The following is a 26,591-nucleotide window of genomic DNA, read 5'->3' on the forward strand; positions in this document are numbered from 1 at the left end:
TCCTGGAGGGGGCGCGCCTCCGGCTCGGTTTGTCGCCCTATATTTATATTCCCATTCTTGGCGTCGTCCTCTTCTTAATGCTTTTTGCCTTGGGAGCCGCCGCCCTTGTTCGACTTTTGAAAATAACAACACCCCTCCCATCGGGGGAATTCCGATTGCGCGACCGAGTCGGGCAACGATGGATTGTTGTAAAAACGATTTCGGAACTCGGTCGATGGGCACTGGCCCCCTTCACCCTCGTTTTCTTTAAACCCGCGCTCTACGCCCTTTTCGGGGCTAAGATCGGGCGCCGAACGGCCATCGCGGGCGATTTGGTGGACCCCTATCTGACGGAAATAGGATCGGATGTCGTGGTCGGTCAAAACGCCGTGCTCTCCCCCCATCTTTTAGCCGGGGACCGTTTAATCCTGGGACGCGTTCGTCTTGAGGCGGAGTCCACGGTAGGGGTCGGGGCTGTTCTCCAGGGCGACGTCTTCGTTGGTCGCGGGTCGATCATTGCCGCCAACGCGGTGGTCCTGAACGGCACCCGCATCCCTCCCTTTGAACTGTGGGGAGGTTCTCCCGCCTGCAAAATTAAAAATCTCCCGCCCCCACAATGAGATCGGTGCGCACCGAGATCGCCATCCAGGCACCGGTCGATGTGGTTTGGCGCGTTTTAATCGACGTCCCGGGGTACAACCGATGGAACCCGTTTCTCACCTATCTGGGAGGCGCCGTCCAAGAGGGAGCCGATTTGGAGTTTAAGATTTCCCTCCCGGGGGCTTGGTCCACCAAAGCGCGAACCCGCGTTCTCACCATCGACCCCCAACGGGAATTCGCTTGGTTGGGACATTTCCTCAACACCCCCGGCCTTATTGATGGACACCATCGTTTTCGACTCGCGGCGCGGGGCCCATCGGAAACCACGGTGTCCCACGAAGAGGATTTTCGGGGCGCCCTGCTTCCCTTCCTCGGTTGGTTCACGACCACCTACATCCGCCGAGGGATGTTGGCCATGGACCCCCGGCTAAAGCAGGAAGCGGAGCGGCTCGCACGCCCATGACCCCGCCGCCCGAGGAATTGGCCAAAGTCGAATGGGACGCGGTCGTGATCGGCACCGGCGTGGGGGGCGCCACCCTGGGGTACGCCCTGGCCCGCGCGGGAGAGCGCGTGCTGTTCCTGGAGCGCGGGGAAAATTACCTCGGCAACCCCCGGGCCCTCCGGGGCGACTACATGGAAACGCTGGCGGCGTCCGCCCCCGACTCCTCCGAGGAGGACAATTTCCGCAACGGCGGGCGATGGCGGGGCGAAATTTTCGATGCGGCTCAAAACCGCTATTTTCGTCCGTTCCTGGGCGCCGGAGCGGGGGGCGGCTCGGCGCTTTACGGCATGTTGATGGAGCGATTCTTTCCCTCGGATTTCACGCCCCGCCGCTTTCACGCCGCCGACACCGAAAGCGACCTCCCCGACCGTTGGCCCATCCTCTACGAGGACCTGCGACCCCACTACGAAAAAGCCGAAGAGCTCTATCGATTGCAGTCGGAAATCCCCGACCCTTGTCGGCGGGGAGAGGCCCTGCGCCACATTCAAAAGGCCCGGTCACACCATCTCGCCACGCGCCATTTTGAGCGCTTTTTGCGCTGGAAAAAAATCGGCGTCTACACCCCGGCGTTCGCCTGCGAATGGAAAGACGAATGCCGGTTTTGCCAAAGCATGCTTTGCGACAAAGACTGCAAAAACGACGCCGCCCGGGTGTGCTTGCGGCCGGCCCTCGCGAGCCACGGGGCCGCGTTGCTCAGCGGGTTCACCGTGGACCGATTGGAAGCGGACCGGGGTCGGGTCACCGCGGTGAACGGCCGGGGACCGGACGGGCGCGAACACCGGTTCCGTGGGCGACGGGTGGTTTTGGCGGCGGGCGCCCTGGCCACGCCCTTGCTCCTCTTGCGATCCCGCTCCGAACATTGGCCGCGGGGTCTGGCGAACGGGTCCGGAACGGTCGGCCGATATTTGATGCGGCATTTGATCGACATCTATTTTCTTCCCAGCGTTTGGAATTTTCGAAAAGCCCCCCAAAATCTCAAGGAGCTGGCCTGGAACGACTATTACGAGGTGGACGGGGTCAAATACGGCACCTTTCAACCCTTTGGGAAGTTTCCCCCCGGGGGCCTGGCGGTGGACGACCTTCTCTTCGAAATGAAACAAAATATCCCCGGCTGGGCCATGCGCGGTTTGAACCTCCTCCGGCCGGGGCTCTCTTTCGCCCTCGAAAAGTTGTTCGCCCATTCGGGATGCGCGGCCCCCATTATGGAGGACCTTCCCCAGAAGGAGAACCGGGTGGAGGAGATGCCGGCCGGCCCGGACGGGCGGGAACGCGTCGCCGTCCACTATCGGATCAGCGCCTACGACCGGACCCGACTCAAGAAATTCCGACGCATGATCGGGCGAGCCCTCTTCCCCTACCCCACGATCCGCTTTCCCATGGCCGAAACGTGCAAAATGATGGCCCACGCCTGCGGCACGGCCCGCTTCGGGGACGACCCGGCGACCAGCGTGTTGAACAAATGGAACCGGGCGCACGAAGTGGAAAACCTTTACATCGTCGACGCGTCCTTCTTCCCTTCCAGCGGGGGCATTAACCCGTCTTTGACCATCGCCGCCAACGCCCTGCGGGTGGCCGAGCGCCTCATTCAAGAAAAGTGTTGAACGCGCTGTAATCGATGCGCGCCCCCAGGTCCGCCAACACCGCGTGCTGGCCCCAGAACAACCGACTGAACGCCAGGATTTCCGGCGGGTTGACCGCCTTGCCGCCGCCCAATTGCTTATTAAAAATGACGCGGCCCTCCTCCCGAACGAATGCGGGGGTGAAGCGGAACGGCTTTCTGTCAATCAACATTTTTTCCAACGTGGCGCGATAACCGGCCAGCAGTTCACCGTAATTGAAGGTCCCATCGGTGTTTGTCACTCCCATGGCCTTCGTGGCCTCGGCAAAAGCGGGCAAATCGTTCTTTAATACCGCGCGCGTCTGCGCCTTCCAAAAACCGATGAATTCCGGCGTCCACTCTTTACAGAAACCGAAATCCAGGAAGTAAACACGGCCGTTCTTGAACAAATAGTTTCCCGGATGCGGGTCGGCGTTGAACAGGCCGTGCTGAAGGGCCGCCTTGTCGAAAAACCGGACAAGGGCCTGGCCCGCCCTGTCGAAATCCGCGCCGGTTCCGGTGGCCTTAAATTCCGCGTAGGTCTGTCCGTCGACGTAATCCATGGTCAGGACGCTTTCGGAGCAATACCCGTGATAAACGGCCGGAATGGAGATGACCGGGTCCTCGGCAAAGATCGAGCGGAAGCGGTCCATGAACGCGGCCTCCCGCCGAAAATCGCATTCGGCCAAAAGCATTTTCTTGGCCTCCTCAAAATTCTCCCGAACGTTTCGAACCCCCGTCGCCCGAGCGAGCAACGGAAGGAACGCGCGAACCGCCCTCAAGTCGGATTTCACGATTCGGTCGATCCCGGGGTAGCGCACCTTCACGGCCACCCGCGCGCCTTCCTTTAAACGAGCCAAATGAATCTGACTGACGCTCGCCGCGGCCAGGGGGGCGTCGCTCCATTCGGCAAAAAGGTCGCGCGGGTCCTGACCCAACGAACGGCGAACCACCGCGCGGATTTTATCCGCCGCCAACGGGGGGGAGCGATGCTGAAGTTCCGTTAAGAGCCCGCGCGCGGAAGGGGACAAGTCCATGTCCAGGTAACTCAAGGTCTGGGCAATTTTAATCAGCGGCCCCTTTAAAGGCCCCACCGCGTCGCGAAAAGATCGGAACAAAACGCCAAACAACTCCTTGTGGAGTTCGCGGTATTCCCAGGGCCGCCTTAACAAGCGGACCGCGTACCGCCCGTAGGCCGCCCCCGCCTGAAGGAAAAACCTCCCCAAGCCCCACCACCGCGCGGGGGCCCAGGTGCGCAGACGGCGAAGGGGCGTGAAGGATTGCACCGCCCGCGCGCGCACGTCCGCGGCGGACAAGAAGAACAAGGGGGGGCCTTCGGGAGCGTCGACGACCGCCCGGTCGTAAAGGTCATCCAGTGCCGTGCGGTAATGGTCTTCGATGATCCCCCGGCGCAGCTTGAGGTTCGCGGTGATTTCCCCGCGGACCACCGAGAAAGCCCGGTTGAGCGCCAGAATTCCCAACGGGCGGGCGAGGGGAGGTAACCGCGCGGCGTGCGCCCGCAAAACTTCGGCGGCCCTCGCCTCCTGATCCGACGAGAGCTGTGTTCCGGAGGCGCCCAGGGCTTGCGCGTCCAGAGTCACCAGAAGGGCGGGGCCTTTGCGGCCGTTCCCCAAAACCACCGCCTGGTCCACAAAGGGCAACTCCTTGAACCACTGCTCGATGGGCCCCGGGGTCACCCGACGACCCGTGGAGGTTTTTAGAAACTCCGATCGCCGACCGATCAACCGCAGAAAACCCCCGTTTTCCCATCGGCCCTCGTCGCCGGTCCGGTAAAAAGCGCCTTCGAAACGCGGGGGGGGGGTGGCCCCGGCCCAATAACCGGCGAAGAGGGAGGGGCCTTTCACCATCACTTCGTGGTCGGAAGCGATTTCGACTTCGTTGGGGCCCAGGGGCCGGCCCACCGTCCCGAAGCGGAAGGACCAGGGCCGGTTCATGGCCAGGGGGATGGCGTTTTCGCTCGTTCCGTAGGCCTCCAGAACCAGCAACCCCAGGCCCTCGAAAAACTCCATGGTCTTAAGCCCCAGCGGAGCGGCACCGGAAACCAAAAACCGCAGGCGTCCCCCAAAGCGCTCTCTCACCGCGCGCAACACCGCCCAATCCAGAATGACAAAAAGAGGCCAAAGGACAAAACGCGCCTTGTGGCCGGACGAACGGCTCCTTTGATAAATCGTTCCGGTCGCCTGGGCCGCTCGAAACAGCGCCCGAACCCACCGCGGCCTCTCCGCGATCGATTTTTGAACCCCGGCCTCCACCTTTTCAAAAAAACGGGGAACGCCGATCAACAGGGTGGGGCGCACCGCGGGCACCGCCTCCATCAACTGGTGGGGAGAGGGGATAAACGTGAGAAGCGCGGCCCGTTCCACGGCGCACAAATTCACAATCCGTTGGAATAAGTTGGACAACGGCAACCAGCAAAGGGATTCAAACCCGACCGGCAAGACATGGAAAGCCCGCGCGATGGCCCGCACCGCGTGGACCAGTTGCCGGTGGGTGTAGGGAATTCCTTTCGGCTCCCCGGTGGTTCCCGACGTGAAAATCACCGTGGCCAAATCCCCCGGCGCGGGGGGAGCTCCCGCGAAGGTCCGCCCCCGGTACGCGTTGAGAAGAGATACAAAGGCCTCCGCCCCCTGCCCGGGGCCCGCCGGTTCGTCCGCGCGGATCAGGACCACAAACCGGTTCCCCCTCTCGGGGATGAGGTCCCGAAATTCCATCAACGTCTTCGCGTCCTGGACCACCCAGGCGCGGACATCGGCCAGGCGGGCCGCGGCGCGCAAACGATCCGGCGCGTCGTTAATATCCAACCCGACCACCGCGCCGCCGGCCAACAAGACCGCCATGTGCAGGCTCTCCCAGGCCGGATCCACACCGGAAAGGAACCCGACACGTTCTCCTTTTTGTAACCCGCGATCGCTCAAGGCCGCGGCGAGCGATTGAACGCGGCCCCAGAGATCGCCGTAGGACAAGGGGGGCTCCCCGTTTTGACGCTGGGGCCAGCCCCAATGCGCGGGGCGGTCGGGCGATCGTTCGGCCTGCCGGCGCAACCGTTCCGTCAATGTTTGAGCGGGCGGAACGCGGGCCCCGGGTGTTGTTTTTGTGGAGACCGCTTCCCGGACAAAGTCCACGAACCGCCGCGGGGCGTCGTGGGCGGCGAAACTTTCGGAAAGACGTTGGGCCCGTTCGCGGTAACGCGGTTCCTCCAATATTTTTTTCACCGCGTCACGAACCGCCGCGGGGGTGACGTGATCGCTCCGAAGGGAGAGGCCCGCCCCGCTTCGCTCGATGGCCGCCATGGCCAAGTGCTGGTCGTTGTTGGACGGGATACCCACCACGGGGGTCCCCGCCGCCAACGCCTGATAGGCCGCGGTGCTCCCGCCGCTGCACACCACCACCGCCGCGCGGCGGGACGCCTCCAGACCGGGCAGAAAATCCGAAACACGCACACGCGCCGAAGCGGGGACGGAAAATCGCCCCGCCGTGGCCACCCAAAGGTCCACCTCCAGACGGGCGAGTTCATCGACGATGCCCCGGCAATCGGGAACGTCGTTGGAAGACCCGAAACTGACATAAAGGACCGGGCGATCGCTGTCCCCCGCGGGAAGGGGAGCGGCGGAGGACGGCGACCAGAGGACGGGCCCCAAAAAACGGTGCGCCGCGGGCGGGTTCTTCAGCGGAATCAACTCCGGGGTATCGGCGTACAGGGTCCAATTCCCAAAAGTGTAAAACGTTCGGAAATCGCCAAAGGGCCGCAATCCCCTCCGGCGCCGAGCGCGGTTGAAGGGGGCCAAGAATCGTTTTTCGTAAAGCGGTTTCATCACGCGGTGCAGGACTTTGACGACCGGGAAGGGGAAAAACAATTCGGCCAACCCCGGCGGGAGCAACCGGTAAAGGGCGGACCGTTTGTAATTGGGGACAGGGTCCTGCTTGTCCGCGCGGTGCGGGCTCCAGTACGCGTTGTTTAAATTCACCAACGGAATCCCCAAGGCCGGGGCGGTCACCGACAAACTCAACCGCGCGTCGCTCACGATCAAATCGGGAATCACATCCCGAATCAAGGCCTCTTCCTCGGCAATATAAGACGCCACTTGCTCGTCGTTGTAAGCCGAGCGTTCCCCGCTGACGGAGGAAATAAAGGCGTCATAGGAAATGCTCTCGATGGGCCAATAACACAAGGACGGCTTGTCCTTGAAGAGGGTTTCAAAACGGTAGGCGCTGGCGAAATGGACTTCGCAGCCGGCGGCCGCCAACGCCTCGGCGAGGGCCAAGGGGCGGACCAGGTGGGCGAGTGTGACGGCCTCGGAAAAAAAGAGGACCCGCGCGAAAATGGTCTCTGGCATTGCGTCGCCATTTTACAACAATGGATTTTTAAATAATCCTCCCCCCCCTTGACTTTTCCCGGCATTATGGTATTCTGTTGCCATTCCGGCACGGTGATGTGCCGGTGTTTCAACGGACAACGAAAGTCCTTTTCGCTTTTGCGGAAAGGGCTTCTTTATTTTCCGGTAACCCTGGGACAGCGACGTCTCCCAAAAAAATAAACGCGCCTTGCGCGATCTCAGGAGGATGTCATGTTGTCACGGATCAAACGTTGTTTGAGGGGCGGGGGCCTCATCGCGTTCCTCGCCTTGAGCGGGGGCTTCGGGCCCTCGTTTATTCACGCGGAGGACGCCACGGTTGCTTCCGCGACGGTTCAGGCGCCCACAGACGTCATCGCTGAAAAGTTGGCGGTCCTTGAAAAAGGCCTCGTCGACCGGAAAGTGGCCGCCGACACCCTGTGGGTGTTGGTCACGGCCTTCCTGGTCTTCTGGATGAACGCGGGGTTCGCCCTGGTGGAGTCCGGCATGTGCCGCGCCAAGAACGCCGTGAACATTCTCTCCAAAAACTTCATCGTCTTCGCCATCAGTTCCCTCGCCTTTTACGTGTTGGGATGGGGCCTGATGTTCGGGGACGGCAACGGCTTCATGGGTCTCAAAGGCTTGTTCATGGTGACCGGGCCCGACAACAGCCCGGCAACAGGAGCGGCCTACTCCGGGGTCTACGGGTCCATCAACTGGACAGGGGTTCCCCTGACGGTGAAATTCCTGTTCCAATTGGTCTTCGCCGGCACCGCGGCCACCATCGTCTCCGGCTGCGTCGCCGAGCGGATCAAATACGTCAGCTTCATCGTCTTCAGCTTCCTCCTGGTGGGATTCGCTTACCCCATCACGGGCCACTGGATCTGGGGCGGCGGCTGGTTGGCGAAAATGGGCTTCTGGGACTTCGCCGGCTCCACCGCGGTGCACACCGTGGGCGGCGTGGCGGGCCTGGCGGGCATCATGCTTCTCGGTCCCCGCATCGGCAAATACCGCGCCGATGGCACCCCCAACGCCATTCCCGGCCACAATATGACTTCGGCCACCCTGGGCACTCTGATCCTCTGGTTGGGCTGGTTCGGGTTTAACCCCGGCTCCACCATGGCGGCGGATCCCGCGGCCATCGGCCACATCGCCAACACCACCAACCTCGCGGGCGCGGCCGGCCTTTTGACCGCCACCATCACCGCTTGGATGCTGATGGGAAAACCCGACTTGGGCATGACCATTAACGGCTGCTTGGCCGGGTTTGTGGCCATCACGGCGCCCTGCGCGTTCGTGACGCTGCCGGCCTCCCTGGTGATCGGCGCCATCGCGGGCGTGCTCGTGGTGTTCGCGGTGATGTTCTTCGACAAGTTGAAATTGGACGACCCCGTGGGCGCCCTGGCCGTGCACTTGTGCAACGGCGTGTTCGGGACCCTGGCGGTGGGTCTGTGGGCCAAGGACGGGATCACCGGCGTCGCCACCGGCAACGGGTTGTTCAATGGCGGCGGATTGAAGCTTCTGGGAATTCAGGCCCTGGGGTCCGCTTCGGTGATTCTCTTCACCCTGGTTGTGTCCTTGCTCTTCTGGGCGGTCATCAAAGCCACCCTAGGCATGCGCGTCACCCGGGACGAAGAAATCCGCGGGTTGGACATCGACGAACACGGCATGGAAGCCTACGCGGGCTTCCAGATCTATATGACCGAATACGGCCTCGCTCCGGTGGGCGGCAAAGACTCCGAACCCGAGCCGGCGAAGGCGGGGAGGTAATTCCATGAAACTGATCATCGCAATGGTTCAACCGCACAAAGTGGCGGAGGTGAAAAAAGCCCTGGACGACGCCAACATCCACCTGATGACCGTCACCAACGTGCTCGGCTCGGGGCGGCAAAAAGGTTACACGGAGAGCTTCCGCGGCGCCAAGATGGAGGTCAACCTTCTGAAGAAGGTTCGCTTCGACATCGCCGTGAACGACGACTTCGTCGAACCCGCCATCGGCGCGATCACGAAGGCCGCCCGCTCGGGCAACATCGGCGACGGCAAGATCTTCGTGGTGCCCTTGGAGCAATGCGTCCGCATCCGCACGGGCGAGAAAGGGTCGGCCGCCATCGGCTAACCCGCGATTCATCGGCAGTTTAAAAACTGACGGGCGTCATGGACGCCCGTCAGTTTTTTTTTGCATCCTATGTCCATGGACATCCTCCTTCTTTCCCGGTTGCAGTTCGCTTTGACGATCATGTTCCATTACCTGTTCCCCCCGCTGACCATCGGGCTCGGCGCGATCCTCGTTTTCATGGAAGGCATGTACATGAAAACCAAGGACCCCCAGTACGAGGCCATGGCCAAGTTCTGGACGAAGATTTTCGCCGTCAATTTCGCGGTGGGGGTGGCCTCCGGAATCGCCATGGAGTTCCAGTTCGGCACGAACTGGGCCAATTACTCCCGGTTCGTGGGCGACGTGTTTGGTTCGGCCCTCGCCGCCGAGGGCATTTTCGCCTTCTTCCTCGAGTCGGGGTTCCTGGCCGTCTTGGTTTTCGGCTGGGACCGCGTGTCGGCCAAAATGCACTTCTTTTCGACCATCATGGTTTTCCTCGGTTCGGTGTTTTCCTCCATCTGGATCACCGTGGCCAACAGCTGGCAGCAGACCCCGGCGGGCTATAAGATCGTCGGCGAAGGGTTGGCCGCCCGGGCCGAGATCACCAGCTTCTGGGCCGTGGTCTTCAACCCGTCCAGCGTCGACCGCTTGGTCCACGTCTGGCTCGGCGCCGGGGCCATGGGGGCCTTTTTCGTCATGAGCGTATCGGCCTACTACATCCTAAAGAAACGCCACGTCGATATCTCCAAAAAGTCCTTCACCGTCGCCCTGGTTTTGGGGTTCCTCTGCAGTTGGGCCCAATTGTTTTCCGGTCACCACCAGGCCCGCGTGGTGGCCAAACACCAGCCGGCCAAAATGGCGGCCCTGGAAGGGCACTTCAAGACGGGGGCCAACGCCCCGTTGTATTTGATCGGCCACCCCGACGCGGCGACCGAAACCACGAAAGGGATCGCGGTGCCCGGCCTTCTAAGTTTCATGATTCACGGGAACAGGGCGACACCCGTTCCGGGGCTCGACCAATTCGCCAAGGAAGACCGCCCCCCCGTCGCCCTCACTTTCCATTCCTATCACATCATGTTGTGGACGGGGTTTTTGATGATGGCATTGACCGGGATCGCGGGTTTCCTCCGTTGGCGGGGGCGCCTCTTCGATAAGCGCGGCCTGTTGTGGGCCTTTGTTTTTGCCGTCCTGTTGCCCGTCGCCGCCAACCAACTGGGGTGGGTGGCCGCGGAGGTCGGCCGCCAACCCTGGATCGTCTACGGAATGTTGCGGACCGCCGACGCCTTGTCCCCGGTCGTCCAAGCCCACCAAGTCATGGCTTCCATCGTCATGTTCGGTCTTATTTACGCCTTGCTCTTCGCGGTGTGGATCATGGTGACGGACCACAAGATCAAAGAAGGCCCTGAAATCGGCACCGAGGGCGGACGATCCGAAGGCGGATTTCTGAAAACGGCGGGCGGTCTGAAGGCCAAGGGGTCAATGACCGAGGCCAAGGAGTAGTTATGGACCTCAATATTTTCTGGTTTGTTCTCTTGGGCGTTTTGATGGCGGGATACGCCATCTTGGACGGTTTTGACCTGGGGGTGGGCATCCTCCACCCCATGGCCAAAACCGACCAAGAACGGCGGATTTTCATGAACGCCATCGGACCCCTGTGGGACGGCAACGAGGTCTGGCTGGTGACCTTCGGCGGGGCCCTGTTCGCCGCTTTCCCCCGCGCCTACGCCACGATGTTTTCCGGCCTCTACACGGCCTTCATGCTCTTGGTGCTCTGTTTGATCCTGCGCGCGGTCTCCATGGAGTTCCGAAGCAAACGCGCGGGCCCCGCGTGGCGGGCTTTTTGGGATTGGTGTTTTTTTGGTTCCAGTTTGACGGCGATATTGCTTTTCGGCGCCGCCGTGGGGAATTGCCTGCGCGGCCTGCCCATCGGGTCGGACGGGGAATTGCGGATCGGCTTTTTGAGCCTGCTCAACCCCTATTCCGTTTTGGTGGGGGTGTTCACCATCGCGACGGCGGCCATGCACGGGTCGCTTTACCTGGGGCTCAAGACGGACGGAGACCTGCAACAGCGGATTCGGCGCTGGACCTGGCGACTCTTCGGTTTTTTCCTGATCACCTATTTGTTGACCACCATTTTCACGCTGGTGGCCTTCCCCCGCGCCGTTGAAAATTTCAAACACCACCCCTGGGCCTGGGGGGTGGTGGTGCTGAACACCCTGGCGGTGGCCAACATCCCCCGGTCCGTTTTCAAGAACCGACCGCTCGAGGCTTTCCTCTCCAGCGCCGGGGCCATCGCCGCCTTTGTCTTCCTCTTCGGGTTGGCGCTTTTCCCGAACCTGGCGGTCTCGAACCTGGACCCGGCGGCGAGCCTCACAATCTACAACGCCGCCTCGTCGGAAAAAACCCTCAAGATCATGCGCCTCATCGCTTTCCTGGGCATGCCCTTCGTCCTGGCCTACACGGCGGTGATTTACTGGGTGTTTCGGGGAAAAGTGGAAATCGGCAAGTTCAGCTACTGATTTTCAAGGGCAACCCGGGCAACAACCGCTTCCCTTCTTCCCATCAATCTTCAGACCGGAAGGTCATCGCCAGGAACCCGTCCGCCCCTGTTAGCCCGGATTCCCCAGTTGATCGCGAGGACCGGCCGGTCGCAGAGCTCCCGGCACCTGGTCACTCGCAGAGCGCGTGACACCTGGGACGCCAGAGGCGCTGACGCGGGGCGGCAGAGCCGCTGAGGCGAGACGGAAAAGACCGCCTTTTTTACGAACAAAAAATTGCCCGCCGTAGGCCGCTCCCTTGCGGCAATTCCGCTCGCGCGGTCGCGGGGACTACGGACAACCTTTTTTGTGAAGGGTGCCGTGTGCCGGTGGCACACGAGGGGAAGGGCCGGATTTTCCGTCGTCCTGTCTGACAATTTAATGAATGGTCAGGACACTCCCGCCGTGACTTTTTGCGGCGGGGACGAATCCCGCGACGCAACGGGGGAATTCGGGCTAGGGAAGTTCGCCCACCGGGACCCGCCGGCCACTGCGCAGAAAGACCACTTCGAACCCGCAGGGTTCCCCCAGGGCGCGGCGCACGGCTTCCCGGTAGTCGTCGCCCTGCGTCGCGTAGGCCGCCGCCCGGGCCTCTTCCTCCCCGGGGGACAAGCGGTCGGTCTTGTAATCGACCACCCAGAGCCGGCCCGCCCGACGGCACAACAAATCGATGACCCCGCGCACCACCGTCCCTTCCCGGGCAAAAACGAAAGGGGCCTCGCGCGCCAGGATTTCCCCTTCGTTCAACAAGGTCGCGGTGTCGCCCCGCAAAAACCCATCCAAAATCCCTTCGGCTTCCCCGGCGATGACCGACCAATAGGCGTCGGGGTATTCCGCCCGCAGACGGCGCACCGCCCCGTCCACCCGGGAGGTCAGCTCCAGGGGCGCCAGAGGCCCCCGTTCCAACACCGCGTGGCACAACCGGCCCAACAGCGCCGCCTCCGCCGGGGTGGGCCCGCCCGGGCGCTCGCCGGAAAAATTCTTTGATGGGTCGTCCGCCGTCCGGCTGGACGGCGTCGCGAACAAAGCGGGCCCCCCGGCCCCGGGAGCGGCGCGGCGCTCCGACCAGGCGCGCCCGTGGGCGGCCGTCGCTTTTCGTCGCCCCGCGGGGGGGCGCGGCGGAACAGGGCGGGCGGCCGCGTCCCCCGGTTCGATCGCGCGCACCGGAATCACCAAACCGTCCTTCAGTTCCCAGCCCTTTTCCACCGGACGGGAAGCGCTCTTCAACATGTCCAGGAACGATCCCCGGGCGGGTTTTTCCTGGCCCACCAACACAACGTGCTCGCGGGCCCGGGTGGCGGCGACGTAAAAAAGGCGAATGGCCTCCCGTTCCTCCCGCTGGATTTCGTCGGCTTCCAAAAACGCCATGGCCGCGTCCGGACATTGCCGCTCGATGAACCGCCGCCCCACCTTGCCTTCGGACCAGTCGCGCCGCAGGGCCACGGGGCGACGGTCTCCGTTTTGGACCGACGCGGCGAGGTTCGGCAGGAGCACCACTTTGTATTCAAGCCCCTTGGCCTTGTGGATCGTGGACAGGCGCACGGCGTCGACCCGCTCCTCGCCCAGAGGGCTCTCCCCCTCCTCGACGCCCCGTCCGACGGCCTCCGACAAACGGCGGGCGAACGCCCCCAGGGTGTCCCCCCGGTCCCGGTGGGCTTCGGCGGCGAGGCGGCCCACCTTTAACAAATTGGCGACGCTCTGCTCGCCGTGATAGAACGCCGCCGCGGACGGCAACAACAACGTCTCCCCCAGGATCCGCGCGGCGGCCTCCGGCAGAGTGTCCCCCCGGGCGGCGGCCCGCAACCGGGCCAGGCGATCGTAAAAAACCCGCAGACGGTTCCGCGCGCCCTCCGGCAACCCGGGGGGAGGATCCCGACGAAAATCCAAGGCCCCCGCCGCCGCGAGCGCCATCAAATCGCGGTCCTCCAGAAGGACCAGGGGCGAACGCAACAAGCCGAGCATCGACACCCGGTCGCCCGGATCATCGATCACGCGCAGCACGTTAAGGAAATCGATCACCTCGGGCGTGCGATAAAAATCCCGATCGCTTTCAACGAGGTAAGGCACGCGCGCCGCTTTGAGGGCCTCCATATAAACGGTCAGCGGAGAGGCCGATCGGAACAGGAGCGCCACGTCCCCCCAGCGCCAGAGCCGGCCTTCCCCCGGGGAACCGCAGTGGTCGGCGATCCATCCGGCGATCCACCGGGCCTCCACCGCGCGCCTTTCCGCGGCGTCCCCCGTCCCACCCCGCACCAAAACCAACTCGACCGCGCCGTCGCCGCCTTCGGGCCGCGGCAACAGGGCGCGGTAGGGCGGCTGCAGGCCCGGGCTCTCCCGCATCAGGTCCTCGAACAACCGGTTCACCGGCTCGACGATTCCCGCGTGGGTTCGGAAACTCCGGCGCAAATCGCAACGCTCGCCCCCCTGCGACAGCACAAGGTCCACGAAAGCCTCGTACGCGCGAATGTCGGCCCCGCGAAAACGATAAATCGATTGTTTGGGATCGCCCACAATAAACAAGCGCCCCGGGGCGAGGACGACGTCGCGCCAGGCCCCCGCCTCGCCCTCGGGGCCCTCGGCCAACAGGAGCAGGGTTTCCCCTTGCAGGGGGTCGGTGTCCTGGAATTCATCAACGAGGAGGACGGCGAACCGCGCCTTGAGCTCCCGGCGCGCTTCCGGGTGGTGAATTAAAAGATCCCGGGCGCCCCGCAGCAAATCGTCGAAGCCCACCCACCCTTCGGCCCGGTACCGGGTCCGGCAGACGGCGACAAAGGGTTCCAAAAGGCGGCGCGCCCGCGCGAGCAGGGCCTCTCCGGCGGGGGAGACGGCGTTCGCGACCGCGCGGGCCTCTTGGTAAACGGCCTCCCCCGCGGGGTCCCATTCGGAAGGCCACTTTTTGTCGTTTTCCGTCCACGGCGCGTCGGGGGGGACCGGACCGAGGGGGTCGCGCGCCGTCCTTTCCAAGGCACCCAACCGGTCCGCCAGACGCCCCAACGATTCAAGGATTTTTCCCCGCGCGGGCTTGGTCTGCCCTTGGGGGAGGCGCTCGACCGCTTCGCGGAGGCGGCTCAACCGGTCGACGGCCCAAGCTCCGTCGGCGGCCGGCGCCTCCCGAACAGCGGACTCCCGGGCCAGGGACTTCAAATCGGCCAGGGAAACGCGGGGCAAGACATCGTCCCAGTCCGCCGAGCCCGGCGCCCCGGACCCCAGTTCGGTCTCCAGCCAGCGGGCCCATTCGGCCTCGAAGACGCCGTCGAAGCCGGCGCCTTCGTCCACCCGCGCGCCGGGGTTCAGATTCGCCTCGACGGGGTACAGTTGCAGGAGCGTTTTGCAAAAGGAATGAATGGTGCCGATGGGGGCCCGGTCGAGATCGCGCAGGGCGTCGCGGGCGACGCGCCGCAGACGATCATCGGTCGCACCGAAATCGTCCCGCGCTTCGCGCCGCCAGGCCTCCATCAGCGCGTGGCGTTCCGGCGGCAACGTCCGGCCATCGAGGGCGGACAAAAGGTCCCCCAGGCGTTCGGCCAAACGCGCCTTGATTTCGCCGGCGGCCTTTTCGGTGAAGGTCAACGCCACCACGCGGGTGATCGAGAGGCCTTCCCGTTCCGGGCCCCCGGCCAGGAGGAGGAACAACAGACGGTCCGTGAGCAGGGTGGTCTTGCCCGTCCCCGCGCCCGCCTCGACGACGATGTTCACGTCGAGCCGTTTGCGCGCGCGCGCGCGCGTGTCGAGATCCGCGGTCACAACGTCACCGCCGCCGGGGCCGGGAGGGTCTCGTCCGCGCGGGCGTCCCGGTCCCCGCGGGCGCGGCTCGCCGGGTGGGCCTTGCGGCACGCCCGCGCGAAATCGCAAAACCGGCAATGACGTTCGTCCCCCGCCCGGACGGGAAACCGCCCCGCGGCGAGCAGCGCCACCTGCCGTCGCCGTTGGGCCCGAACCCGCTCGCTCAGCTCCACCCAAGACTCCCCCGTCATCTCATCCGTTTCGTTTTCCGACAACGCCTCGAGCCGGGCGCCGCCCCCCCGCGCGCCGGGCCCCCAGGGGGCCAGGGCGTCCACCAAATCCATGTACACCGGGATCTGATGGGCCCAGCCCTCCGCCACCGATTTACGCAACGAGGTCGCGCCGATTTTTGTTTTGTAATCGACCACCCGGTACGTCCGTTCGCGGGGGTTCCAGTCCACGCGGTCCAACCGCCCCGCCCAAGGGATCCCTTCCAGGGGGGTCGGGGGCAGGGTCCACTCCAAACGATCGGGGCGGAATCCCTCGGCGGCCAACCGCGCCAGGTCGCGTCGGACAAAAGCCTCCAGTTCCAGCGCGGTGCGCGCGCTCAGGGCGGACCACAGCCGCGGGTGGGGGCCCCCCGGGTCGGCCATAAAAGAGAAGACCCGGGCGGTCTCTTCGCGCATGCGCGCGACGACGGTCTCCGGTTCGGGACGGTCCTGCCCCAGGAACACGCCGTAAACGCGACAAAGGATTTCGTGCCGGGCGCGGCCCAAAAAACGGGGGTCGACGGATTCTCCGTCGAAGGCCGGGCGGGGGACGTTGATCCCCAGGACCTTGGCCAGGAAAAATTTAAAGGGGCAAAGGGCGTAGGTCTCCAGGGCGCTGGGGGAAAGGCCGCGCGCGCGCAAGCGGTCCAAATAGGCGGTCGGGGGTTGGACGTCGCCGTGAAAGGCGGCGGACGCGGCGGTCCCGAGGGCGCGGGCCCCGGCGAGCAAGACCGGCGCCCATTCCCGGGGGGGGCGCCGCTTTTCCAACACGTCGGCCAACCCCGCTTCGAGCGGGGTCAACGCCGACGACGGGACGGCGTTCCATTTCTCAAGGGGAGACCGAGGCAGCCGCTCGACGTCTTCGAATCCCCGTCCCGCGGCGCGAAGGAATTCCCGCAAATAGAGCGAGGGGGACCCCGTCCGTCCGTCCTCGGTCGACCGCGCGTACACCAAATACAGGCGCGAACGGGCGGACGCCAAGGCCGCGGTGAACAACAGCTTTTCCTCATCGTAACCTTCCATTTTGGGGAGGATCCAATACCCCCCGGGGTCCCGGAGGAGCCGCCGGGTTTCATCCCCCAGCAGGGGATCTTCCCGAACGGAGCGGGGAAAGCCGCCCTCGTTCAATCCAATCAAAAACAAAACGTCAAAACTTTCCCCCCGCGCGTCCATGACGCCCCGCACCCGCACGCCGTCGGCGATGGAGGGCCCCGGTCGCCGTTCCCGGGCCAAGGCCCCGGCGAACGCATCGAGGAAATCCCGCAATCCCACCGGCGGAGAGATCCGATCCAGACGAGACAGCCGCTCGCCGATTTCCCGCAACGCGTCGCGCGCCGGCTCCAAGGCGGCGTCCGAGGCGAGATGGGCATCGACGCGTTGCCGGGCCCACCCCGTCCACTCGGACCAAGTCCGAGAATCCGGCCCAACGGCCCAAAGGTCCTCCAGCCGGCGGAGAGCGTCGGGCCGCGGGGCGGGCCCCAGGTCCGCCGGGAAATCGTCGTCCGCGGGCCCGACCCCGGGGGGGGCCAAGACGGGTCGCCCCGCGCGCGGGCTCGAACGTCGTAGATAATCGCGGACGGCGTCCTTTTCGACCGCCGTAAAGAAAGTGGAGGAAAAACACGGGGAGGAAAGGATGTCCAGCAACGCGTCCCGCGGGTCGGGCCGGTCCGGCAACCGCAAAAGGTCCAGCGCGAGACGGATCGCCGGATGGCCCAACCAAGGGCCCCCGTCCGACAGCGAGAAGGGGATGGCGTTGTCGTTGAATATTTCGGAGACAAGCGCGCAGACGGGCTCGGTGGTCCGGGCCACCACCCCGATCCGCCCCCAGGACAAAAAGGGATCGGCGGACCGCAGGGACAGAATTTCCTTGGCGACCCGCCAAACCGCGTCGCGCTCCCCGGAGACGCTGATCACGCGGGCATCGGGGGCGCCTCCCGGCGCGGGCGGTCCCGGATCGAACAGCCGGGGCAAGACGTTCCGCGCCGGGCCCGGCACGTCGGCGGACAAGCGTCGGGCCTCCGCCCCGCCCACCCGCAGCTTCAAATCCAAGAACCGTTCGGCGAAGACCCATCCGGGGTGATCCTTGACGCTCGGGAAAAAAACCGTCACCGCCGCGGTTTTGGCGACGGCGGCAAAAAAGTCCGCCTGGGCCCCGTTCAAATCGTAGAACCCGTAGTAGAGGAATTCGGCGGTGTCCTCCAAAAGAGCCGGCTGTTCCTCCACGCACCGCGCCGCCCGACGGGCCAAATCCGCCGACGTGGCGATGTTCAATTCGGCCAGGCGGTCGCGGTAACGGTCCGCCAAATCCAACAGCCTCTGCAATTTGCCCTCGGCGGGGATTTCCAAATCGGCGAAATGTTCGCGGAAAGCGGCGGTATCGAGGCCGGCCTCCACCAGATCCCTCAAGGTCGCGCGGTGCGCCCCCGCCAGGGCGCGGGCGCGTTCCGGAGGGAAGGCCCCTTCGGCCCGCAGCAAACCTTCCACCAATTTCTCATGGAAAAGCTCGTCGTTGACGATCGTGGGGAGGTCGCCCCCGGCCGCGCGGAGGATGTCCAACGCCAAGCCATGGAACGTCGCAAACCGAATGTTGAGGTAAGCGGCGCCCCGCTCCTGGGCGATCAAACGCTGGAGCCGTTCCGCCATGCGCTGGGAAGCCGTGACGACGGTGACGCGGCGCCCCGGGCCCGGGGGTTGACGGGCGAGGTGCTCGGTGAACGCGTCTTCGAGCGCGGGCTGAAAGGGCCCGCAGAGGAGAGAAAGAGGCATGGTTAAAAAGGAATGGCCGGCGCCGCCCGTTATTAAGATGGCTATCGCGGCCGTTTGAATGACAAAAGAGACTGTTAAAATCCTGCCCGGGGCGGGACTCGAACCCGCACGGGCCTTGCGGCCCTCAGGATTTTAAGTCCTGTGTGTCTGCCAGTTCCACCACCCGGGCCCTCTGGCGAAAGTTATTTCTTCAACGCCTCCCAAGGCGGCGTGGGGTTGTCGTCCGACCAGAGGCCGCGTTTGGCTTTGCGGGCTTTGAATTCCAGCTTTTCCAGCCGCCGATCATCGGGGGCGCCGCGCCGATCCCACCAGGCCAACCCTTCCTTCACAAGACTTTCGCTGAGGGAATGACCCCGCAAGGTCTTCACGCGCCCCACCACGACGCCGTTTTTTCCGACGCTGACGACCTCCACCCGCACCGGTGTGCCGAAGAGCAATTCGTAGGTGTGCCGTTTGGCGAATTTAAAAAAAGGCTGGTGGGGGCGCGGGCACTGCGCGTCCGCCAGACGGACCCGAACGGATCGCCCGTCGACCAGCAGGGTGATGGCGTCCCCGGAACTGATGGACTTCACCTGCCCCTCGAACGGCGGGGGGTTGGCCTCGGCCCGGGCGACGAAGCCGAGCGCCGCCAGCGAAACCCCCGCGACCCAAGGGCGAAGCCTCATGGACGGGCCGCCACGGCCGGCAACCCGGCCAGGGCCAGGGCCAACTCCGATTCGTTCACGTTTTCGTCCTGGAGAAGTCCCGCGTTGTAATCCATGTACGCTTGCATGTCGAAATGGCCGTGGCCGCAGAGGTTGAACAGGATGGCGCGGCTCTGACCTTCGGCCTTGCACCGGAGGGCCTCGTCGATGGCGCCTTTGACGGCGTGGTTGGCCTCCGGCGCGGGCAAAATGCCCTCCGCCCGGGCGAACTGGATTCCCGCCGCAAAACAGGTGTTCTGATGGTACGCGACGGCCTCGATCAACCCCAGTTCTTTGCAGTGGGACACCAAGGGGGCCATGCCGTGGTAGCGCAAACCGCCGGCGTGAAAACCCGGCGGGGTGAAGGCCGCGCCGAGCGTGTGCATTTTCGTCAAGGGCGTCAGCCGCGCCGTGTCGCCGTAATCGTAGGCGTAGGGACCGCGCGTCAGGCTGGGGCAGGCCGCGGGCTCCACCGCCACGACCCGAATTTTTTTTCCGCCGCGCAATTGGGCGCCGATGAACGGGAAGGCGATGCCGCCGAAATTGGATCCGCCGCCGGTGCACCCCACCACCACGTCCGGGTAATCGTTGGCCATCTCCATTTGCGCGATGGCTTCCACGCCGACCACGGTTTGGTGCAGGAGCACGTGGTTTAACACCGAACCGAGGGCGTAATGGGTGTCGTCCCGCTGGGCGGCGATTTCCACCGCTTCGGAAATGGCGATGCCCAGGCTGCCGGGGTGTTTGGGGTCCTTGGCGAGGATCGCCCGCCCCGCCGCGGTTTCGTTGGACGGGGACGCCACGCACCGGGCGCCGTAGGTTTCCATCAAAGCCCGGCGGTAGGGTTTCTGGTTGAACGACACGCGGACCATGAAAACCTGGACATCCAAACCGAAGAGGGCCCCCGCGAAGGCCATGGAGGAACCCCATTGGCCGGCCCCGGTTTCCGTGGTGATTCGTTTTGTGCCCGCCTCCTTGTTGTAAAAGGCCTGGGCGACCGCGGTGTTGGGCTTGTGACTGCCCGCCGGGCTCACGCCTTCGTATTTGTAGTAAAGGCGCGCGGGGGTCCCGAGGGCCTTCTCCAGGCGTCGCGCCCGAAAGAGGGGGCTCGGTCGCCATTGACGGTAGATGGCCCGCACGGGCTCCGGAATTTCGATCTCGCGCTCGGTGGAGACCTCCTGCTGGATCAGCGCCATCGGAAAAAGCGGGGCCAAATCGGCCGGACCGACCGGTTGGTGCGTGCCCGGGTGGAGAACCGGCGGCGGCGGAGTCGGCAGGTCGGCCGCGAGGTTGTACCAAAACTTCGGCAATCGGCTTTCGTCCAAAAGGTATTTGACGGTGTTGGTCATCGAAAAACCCTCCCCGGAGATTAGACGGTTATTCTACTACAGTCGGAGGGGCGTCAAAACTCGTTCAGGGCGTTGATGAGGAGGCGCAAACGGCCGAAATTGAACCGGTTGAAAGGGAACACCATCCGAGGCAGTTCGCTCCACTCGCGCTCTTCCGGAAGGGGCCCCGAAATCGCGAAGGCGGCCCCGGGACGGACGATGTCCTTGAACGTACTGTTCAGTTTGGCGAGACGCGCCGCGTCGGGCGCCCGCTGGAGACGGATCACCATGCGGTCTTTCACATACCGCAAGGAATGGTAATTGCTGTAAAAGTGGGTCACTTCCTCCACCGCTTTGTTCACGGAATCCGTCACGCAGAACAAATTCAAGTCTTCCTCGGAAATCTTTTTCTTCCCGAGCAGGTGTTTTTTCAGGTATTTGACCCAATCCGACCAATACGTTCCGCCGGGGGTGTCGACGAAGACGATCGGCATGGGATCGGCCTTGCCGGTCTGGACCAACGTCAGGACCTCCATGCCTTCGTCGTAGGTGCCGAACCCGCCGGGGAACAACACGACGGCGCTCGTCTCCTTGATGAACATCAACTTGCGCGTGAAAAAGAACCGGCAGTCGATGAACCGCTCGTCGCGGGCGACGAATTCGTTCGTCCCCTGTTCGTAGGGCAATCGAATGTTGATGCCGAAACTGTTTTCCGGCCCGGCGCCCTGGTTGCCCGCCTGCATGATGCCCGGCCCCGCCCCGGTGATGACCATGTAGCCTTTCTGGCTGATTTTCCGGGCGAAGGCGCGCGCCTGTTTGTAATCCATTTCGGAGGGTTTCGTCCGGGCCGAACCGAAGATCGTGACCTTGCGTCGGTTCCGGTAGGGTTGAAAGACGCGAAACCCGTAGCGCAGTTCCCGCACCGCGCGGCTTAAAATCTTTACATCCCCCCGGGCCAGTTGGGAGTGCTGGGTTTTGAGCGCGGTGACGATGATTTCCCGGACCAAATCGCTGATTTCTATTTCGGACGCTTCGTTGGACTTCGCGCGTTCGACGAGCGCGTCGATTTGGCGTGTGATTTCCGGGTCCCAGGCGTCGAAGGACTCCGTGCGGGCGTCGTTCGGATAACGCGTCTCGTTGGCAAAGGGCTGGGAATTCGTGGGTTCCTGTTTCATGGTGTCCGTCCTTAAGTTGACCTTCGGTAATAGGATGCCGGGGAACCCGGTGTTTTTCAAGGGATCATTGATAATGCCGTAAAACATCCTCCAGGGTGGCCGTTGAGACCGGGCGGAAACGGCGAAGCGCCGCGTGCCGAACGAAAGCCGCCGCGAGGTGCGCCAGGGCGTGGGCTTCCCGAACGCGGGGGTGTCGATCCAAAATTCGTTTCAGGCGCGCCGAAGGCGCGGCCCCCCCCTCCCATTCCCCCAGGGGCTGGCCCGCCAAATCGCGCCCCGCGCTGACGGAGCGAAATTCGCCGCGCCCGATGCGGCGGTGAACAACCGCCGCCGTCGCCTCCGCCATCAAGCGGAAATCCGACATTTTCCCCCCGACCACCGAGAAGAATCCTTCGGCCCCCCGGTCGGCGTGGTCGATCACTTGGAACCCGCGGGACAGCCGTTTTTCCGATCCGCGTTGCCCCACAATCGGCCGCGCCGCCACGGTGAGGGCGTCCCACCGGTCGGGAAAAATCGGGAAATAGCGCCGGCAGGAGTCGAGCAAATACGCGCTTTCCTCGGGGGTCGGCGCGAGCGCGTCGGGGTCGTCGCCCCCCGCCAAATCCGTGGGACCGACGAGGGTCCGGTCCGGCCCGGGCAGGACGAACACATACCGTTCCCGGTCGGCGGCTTCGAGCAGAAGGCCCACGGGGCGAGGGCCCGCCAAAGCGGGCACTGAACCGCGGTACACCAAATGCGTCCCTTTTTGCAGGCGAAGATCCACCGCCGCCCCCGCCAAGGCCGCCACCCGCGCCGCCCAGGGGCCGGCCGCGTTGACCAGGACCGGGGCTTGAATAATTTTTCCGCCGATGACCCGGACCCCGGTCACGCGCCCGTTTTCCCGCGTGATCGCCTCGACCCCCGTGTCCTCGAAAGCGTCCGCCCCCGCCCGGCGCGCGTCGGCGACGTTCGCGGCCACCAGATCGGCGGCTTCCACCCAATACTCGTCAAAAAGAAGCCCCCCCCGCAGGTCCACGGGTTTCAGACCGGGCACGAGGCGCAGGGTTTCGGCGGGGTTCAACCGCAAATGGGGACGCCCTCCCTTCAACGGTTGGAAACGGTCGTAGGACTCCAGCAGGGTTTCGACGGTTTCCAACCCCCGGCGGTGGTCGCCGTAGACGGGCCACAGGATCGGCAAGCGGGTCAACAGGGGGCGGGCGATGCGCACGATGTGACCCGAATCCCAACAGGTTTCGTGCGTCGTGAGACGGTCGTAGAGGAGATAGCGAAGGCCGCCGTGGATCAAATGGCTTGATCCCGCCGTGGTCGCCCGGCCGAAGCGGCCCCGTTCGAGGAGAAGGGCCTTCCATCCCCGCAGGGCGAAATCCCGGGCCACGCCCGCGCCCGTGATCCCGCCGCCGATGACGATCGCGTCGTAGGTCACGGTGGCATTCTATAAATTTCGACCCCACCGGGTTTCCATTTGCAGGTGCCAGGCGCGGCGGGGCGGGTCGCCGTCGCCCGCGCGGCCCTCCGCGTCGGCGCTCCGCCGGGTCGTCTCCCACTTCGCCCACAGGCGCAGGCCGCCCCAATCCCGACGGGCGATGACCGTGAGGCGCGTGCCCGGGCGCCCCCGCAACCGGCCCGCGTTGCCCGCGAGGCGGTCGTACACAACGCCGTCCCATATCTCTTCCGGTCCGGTGGTGAGGAACGCCGCGGGCGAGTCGAACACGTACATCCGGGCTTTGATCGACGTTTTGCGGTCGGGCGCGACGACCGTGTCCACCGCCCACAACGAACCGCGGTGTCGCGCGCCCAACGCGGGCGTCTTTTCCCACCGCACGTCGCGACGCAAACCCCAGGTCCAGCGGGGGGAGGCTTTCCATTGAAGACCCATGCGCGCGCGTTGGGTTTTTTCCCGGACGGTTTGAGCGGGACCGCTCCCGTCCTCCCTTTTCTCTTCGTCGCCCTCTTGATAGGAAAGTCGAAGGAGTTTTCCCCCGCCCGCGTCCCACCATTGGTCGCAGAGAAAATAGCGCCCCTGGGACGGAAAAAGAGCGCCGCTGTCGGCCCCGTCCCCCACCGCCGCCGGAAACCGGGCCGTCGTCAGTTGAGCCCGTCCCCGCCAGGGGCCGGCCGTTCCCTCGGCGCCCACGGCCGCCCCGCGCTGATTGCGGGGCAGGTTCTGCGGAGCGCCGGAAACGGAAAAAGCGAGGGCCTTGCCGTGGGGCGAGACAAAGTCCGGGTCGTAATCGAACACGCACGCCCAAAAACGCCGCGCGGCGGGCCCGGTCCACCCCCCGGCGATCCAAGCCGTTCCGTCCAGGCCCCGGTCGGTCTGCGAACGCGCCGCTTCGCCAAAAAAAACCGCGTCCGCGCCTTCCCACCGGGCGTCGATGGAGCCCAGACGGATCCGGTTCCCGCGGAAGGCGCGGGCGTCGGCGTAATCCCGGTCGACGGGGTCGAAGGCCCGGCTGTAATCGATGGACAAACCGTTGACCGCCACGCCGGACCCCGCCGTTCCCCACCGCGCCCGTCCCCCGACGACCCGCTCCCGGACGGAATCGTCGTTCGCCAAGCCGGCGGCGGTTTGGACATCGCCCGTGGTCTCGTGCAAATCGTCCAGATTCCCGTCCACGGAGCCATCGGGGTTTAATGGGAAATCGAGGGGCTTGTCGGACGCCAGCCCATCGAGCGACCAGCGGCCGGTCGTCCATCGCACAGCCGCCCCTTGCAGATGGTCGTTCAGACCCGAGGAATAGTCCGGCCGTGGCCCGCGGTCCCGGACTTCCAGCGGGCGGACAAATTCGCCGAAGCCGTCGTACATCAACAAACCTTGCCCGAAGGCGTGGCGGAAATTCCCGGCCAAGGCGCGGAAGGGATCCCCCTCCCGCCCCACGGCCACGACCGCTTTGAGGACACCCCGGTCGGCCAGGTTTTCCCAGGAAAGGGCCGGTCCCACCGCCGCGCGTTTGGCCAAAAGTCCGATCTCGACGGGTCCGCGCCCCGCCCGCACCCGGCCGAGGAAATAAAGGTTGTGCTGAAGTTCCGGGGGCGCCGCGGCGTGGGTGCTGCCCGGAGGTCGCACCTCCCGCATCCGGAGGCGGGTTTCAAAGAATTCCGGTCGCTCCGGCGGGTCGTCCCCGTCCTCCAACAGCCTTTCCTCAAAGGACAGGCTGTCTTCCTCCACCGCCCCAAGCGGCGCCGTGCCCAGAAGCACGCACAAAAGACCGGCGCGCGCCGTCACCACTTCCACCCGAGATCAATCCGATGCTCGTCGGCCAGGACCGCGTGGGTCACGAGCGCGTAGTCCAGGCGTGCCGCGTCCCAAAGGAATCCCAAACCGAAGGACAGCCGGGCGGGATCCGATTGGAAACCCAGCCGGGGGGCGAGGGGCCCGAACGCCATTTCCTGCCCCCACCGCCAAGTGGAATGCCCGGCGTCGTCCTGTTCCATGGACAAGGCGGTCGTCGCGCCCCGTCCGAATTGGCCCGCCAACCCCGCGGTCAAAATCATCGGCGGCGCTTCGCCGAAATACCGCGACCCGCCGATGTTTCGCAGGCACACCCCCAGACGCACCCGTTCGTTCCACCGCCCGCCCACACCCACATCCCCCTGAACGCCCCGGGCCCCGCCGTAACGCGCGATGTCCAAAGCGCGCCCCTTCAACGCGACGCCGACGGAAAAATTCGACCCCACGACCAGGCCCCCGGCCGCCGTGATTTCCCGCTCCCGGTAGAGGGCGCCGCCGAACTCCGCGAGGCCGACCGCCCAGGAAAGAGGTCGATGCGGAAACACCGCCCCCAAGGTGGTCCGGTCCAATTCTTCCAAACCGACCACGGCGCCCCGCCCCGCCGAAACCCGGCGTTCTTCCAAGAACGGCAACATCGCGGGATTGGCCGGTGTGGCGCCGCCCGGGTCGGGGGCGGCGACCAAGGCGCCGCCCAGGGCCGCGGAGCGGGCCGAGAAGGCCTTGTCCTCAAACAACGCCCCCAGAGGAAGGGGGGAGACCAAAAACACGAACACCCATTTTTTCACCGCGGTCGCCCCACCGCCACAACCGCCCGTCCCCGCCGTTGGGACCCGCCCGGGTCCGCGGCCTCAAAGACGGCCACGTAGAGCCCCACGGGCACCACCGTGCCTTCGTCATCGCGTCCGTCCCAGACCACGGACCCCGACGCCAACCCCGACAGGTCGGTTCCATCGACGACGCGGTCGTGCTCGACCAAACGCCGTACGGAGCGGCCGCTGACGTCGAAAACCCGAAGGGACTTGACGGCCCCGGAAGAGCCGGCGTCGAAGAATAAGGCCGTCGTTTGATAAAACGGATCCCCGTCCAAAGGGGAGAAGGCCCGCCGGCGCGGATCCGCCCGCAAGGCTTCGGAATAGGTCGACGGCGGGGGTTGGTTCGGTTCCCCGGGCGTCGGCCGTGAGAAAGCCCGCCACTCCGCCGTCGTGTCGGTGTCCTGTCCGTCTCGGGCGCGCCCCAGGGCGTAGTTGGACCCCACGTCCTCCAAATCCACGGCCGTCTCGGCCGGCCAGAGACCCCGGGCCGCGGCGGTGGAAGCGTCCAAGGCGCCCCCGTAGGGCGGCTGGGTGACCCAGGCCACGAAATCCACCAACCCCACCGGGATCGGGGCGGTGGTGTTGTACAAACTCAATTCGTCTTCGGTGGCGGCCAGGGCCACCGTCGGCCCGGTCCCCGCGTGGTACACTCCTTTTCCGTCGCTAAAATCCGTGTCGTCGACGCCGACCGCCTCGATATAAACGACCAAGAACGCGCCGGCCGGCAGGGGCGTGGAAACGGACAAGCTCACGTGGTTTCCCGAAGCGGTGTCGCTGTCGTCCAGGGACCAGCCCTCGATGGAACACGGGGCGGTGGAGGCGTTGAAAAGTTCCACCCAGTCGGGACCGGGGGAGGTGTCGAAGGAAACTTCGTTGATGAGGACCCCGGCGGTCAGGGGCGACGCGAGGAGGGCGATCGTCCACAACCCCCTTCGCGCCAT

Annotated in this window: 17 protein-coding genes and 1 tRNA gene; 7 read left to right on the forward strand and 11 right to left on the reverse strand. The window is 64.8% G+C overall.

The annotated features are described in order from the left end of the window. Window positions 1-155 precede the first annotated feature (155 nt). From IPI56_08305 to IPI56_08315, 3 genes are read left to right on the forward strand one after another with little or no spacing between them, the layout of a single operon-like run. The gene (locus IPI56_08305; GenBank protein ID MBK7545726.1) at window positions 156-599 is read left to right on the forward strand and encodes a hypothetical protein; all 444 of its coding nucleotides are present in this window, start codon (window positions 156-158) and stop codon (window positions 597-599) included. Then, window positions 596-1,042 carry an SRPBCC domain-containing protein gene (locus tag IPI56_08310; GenBank protein ID MBK7545727.1) on the forward strand — a complete coding sequence of 149 codons (447 nt, stop codon included), beginning with the start codon at window positions 596-598 and terminating at the stop codon, window positions 1,040-1,042. Before IPI56_08305 ends, IPI56_08310 begins: the two co-directional genes overlap by 4 nt. Continuing rightward, window positions 1,039-2,682 carry a GMC family oxidoreductase gene (locus IPI56_08315; protein MBK7545728.1) on the forward strand — a complete coding sequence of 548 codons (1,644 nt, stop codon included), beginning with the start codon at window positions 1,039-1,041 and terminating at the stop codon, window positions 2,680-2,682. The genes IPI56_08310 and IPI56_08315 overlap by 4 nt, the downstream gene beginning before the upstream one ends. On the opposite strand, the gene IPI56_08320 is transcribed toward IPI56_08315, so the two are convergent. Beyond that, entirely contained in the window at window positions 2,663-7,033 is a 4,371-nt protein-coding gene (locus IPI56_08320; protein MBK7545729.1) for an AMP-binding protein, read from the reverse strand. The two genes, IPI56_08315 and IPI56_08320, sit on opposite strands and share 20 nt — an antisense overlap. Window positions 7,034-7,264: 231 nt before the next feature. On the opposite strand from IPI56_08320, the gene IPI56_08325 reads away from it, so the two are divergent. From IPI56_08325 to cydB, 4 genes are all read left to right on the forward strand, one after another. Continuing rightward, window positions 7,265-8,800 carry an ammonium transporter gene (locus IPI56_08325; GenBank protein MBK7545730.1) on the forward strand — a complete coding sequence of 512 codons (1,536 nt, stop codon included), beginning with the start codon at window positions 7,265-7,267 and terminating at the stop codon, window positions 8,798-8,800. Window positions 8,801-8,804: 4 nt separating this feature from the next. Continuing rightward, window positions 8,805-9,146, forward strand: coding sequence for a P-II family nitrogen regulator (locus IPI56_08330; GenBank protein MBK7545731.1), 342 nt, complete (start codon window positions 8,805-8,807; stop codon window positions 9,144-9,146). Window positions 9,147-9,221: 75 nt separating this feature from the next. Beyond that, window positions 9,222-10,625 (forward strand): cytochrome ubiquinol oxidase subunit I, encoded by a 1,404-nt coding sequence (locus IPI56_08335; GenBank protein ID MBK7545732.1) that lies wholly within the window; start codon window positions 9,222-9,224, stop codon window positions 10,623-10,625. 2 nt (window positions 10,626-10,627) lie between these two features. Beyond that, on the forward strand, window positions 10,628-11,644 hold the full coding sequence (gene cydB / locus IPI56_08340; GenBank protein ID MBK7545733.1) for a cytochrome d ubiquinol oxidase subunit II: 1,017 nt from the start codon (window positions 10,628-10,630) through the stop codon (window positions 11,642-11,644). 474 nt (window positions 11,645-12,118) lie between these two features. Here the strand turns inward: cydB and IPI56_08345 are convergent, their stop codons facing one another. The 10 genes from IPI56_08345 to IPI56_08390 all read right to left on the reverse strand — a co-directional run bounded on the left by IPI56_08345 (window position 12,119) and on the right by IPI56_08390 (window position 26,591). Beyond that, complete coding sequence (locus IPI56_08345; protein MBK7545734.1) at window positions 12,119-15,406, reverse strand: UvrD-helicase domain-containing protein; 3,288 nt, start codon at window positions 15,404-15,406, stop codon at window positions 12,119-12,121. Continuing rightward, complete coding sequence (locus tag IPI56_08350; GenBank protein ID MBK7545735.1) at window positions 15,403-18,420, reverse strand: exodeoxyribonuclease V subunit gamma; 3,018 nt, start codon at window positions 18,418-18,420, stop codon at window positions 15,403-15,405. Before IPI56_08350 ends, IPI56_08345 begins: the two co-directional genes overlap by 4 nt. Before the next feature lie 83 nt (window positions 18,421-18,503). After that, a tRNA-Leu gene (locus IPI56_08355) sits at window positions 18,504-18,589 on the reverse strand. Window positions 18,590-18,602: 13 nt separating this feature from the next. Next, a complete protein-coding gene (locus IPI56_08360; protein ID MBK7545736.1) occupies window positions 18,603-19,085 on the reverse strand; it encodes a thermonuclease family protein in 483 nt (160 codons plus the stop codon). Then, window positions 19,082-20,452, reverse strand: coding sequence for a TrpB-like pyridoxal phosphate-dependent enzyme (locus IPI56_08365; protein MBK7545737.1), 1,371 nt, complete (start codon window positions 20,450-20,452; stop codon window positions 19,082-19,084). Before IPI56_08365 ends, IPI56_08360 begins: the two co-directional genes overlap by 4 nt. Window positions 20,453-20,505: 53 nt before the next feature. Next, window positions 20,506-21,606, reverse strand: coding sequence for a TIGR00730 family Rossman fold protein (locus IPI56_08370; GenBank protein MBK7545738.1), 1,101 nt, complete (start codon window positions 21,604-21,606; stop codon window positions 20,506-20,508). A 64-nt stretch (window positions 21,607-21,670) separates the two neighbouring features. Then, window positions 21,671-23,029 (reverse strand): FAD-dependent oxidoreductase, encoded by a 1,359-nt coding sequence (locus IPI56_08375; GenBank protein ID MBK7545739.1) that lies wholly within the window; start codon window positions 23,027-23,029, stop codon window positions 21,671-21,673. Window positions 23,030-23,038: 9 nt separating this feature from the next. After that, window positions 23,039-24,832, reverse strand: a complete 1,794-nt coding sequence (locus IPI56_08380) for a hypothetical protein (GenBank protein ID MBK7545740.1) — start codon at window positions 24,830-24,832, stop codon at window positions 23,039-23,041. Then, window positions 24,829-25,623 (reverse strand): hypothetical protein, encoded by a 795-nt coding sequence (locus IPI56_08385; GenBank protein MBK7545741.1) that lies wholly within the window; start codon window positions 25,621-25,623, stop codon window positions 24,829-24,831. The genes IPI56_08380 and IPI56_08385 overlap by 4 nt, the downstream gene beginning before the upstream one ends. Further along, the gene (locus IPI56_08390) at window positions 25,620-26,591 is read right to left on the reverse strand and encodes a lamin tail domain-containing protein (GenBank protein MBK7545742.1); all 972 of its coding nucleotides are present in this window, start codon (window positions 26,589-26,591) and stop codon (window positions 25,620-25,622) included. The genes IPI56_08385 and IPI56_08390 overlap by 4 nt, the downstream gene beginning before the upstream one ends.

It is taken from the genome of Elusimicrobiota bacterium (assembly GCA_016706425.1).
Lineage (GTDB): Bacteria > Elusimicrobiota > Elusimicrobia > FEN-1173 > FEN-1173 > JADJJR01.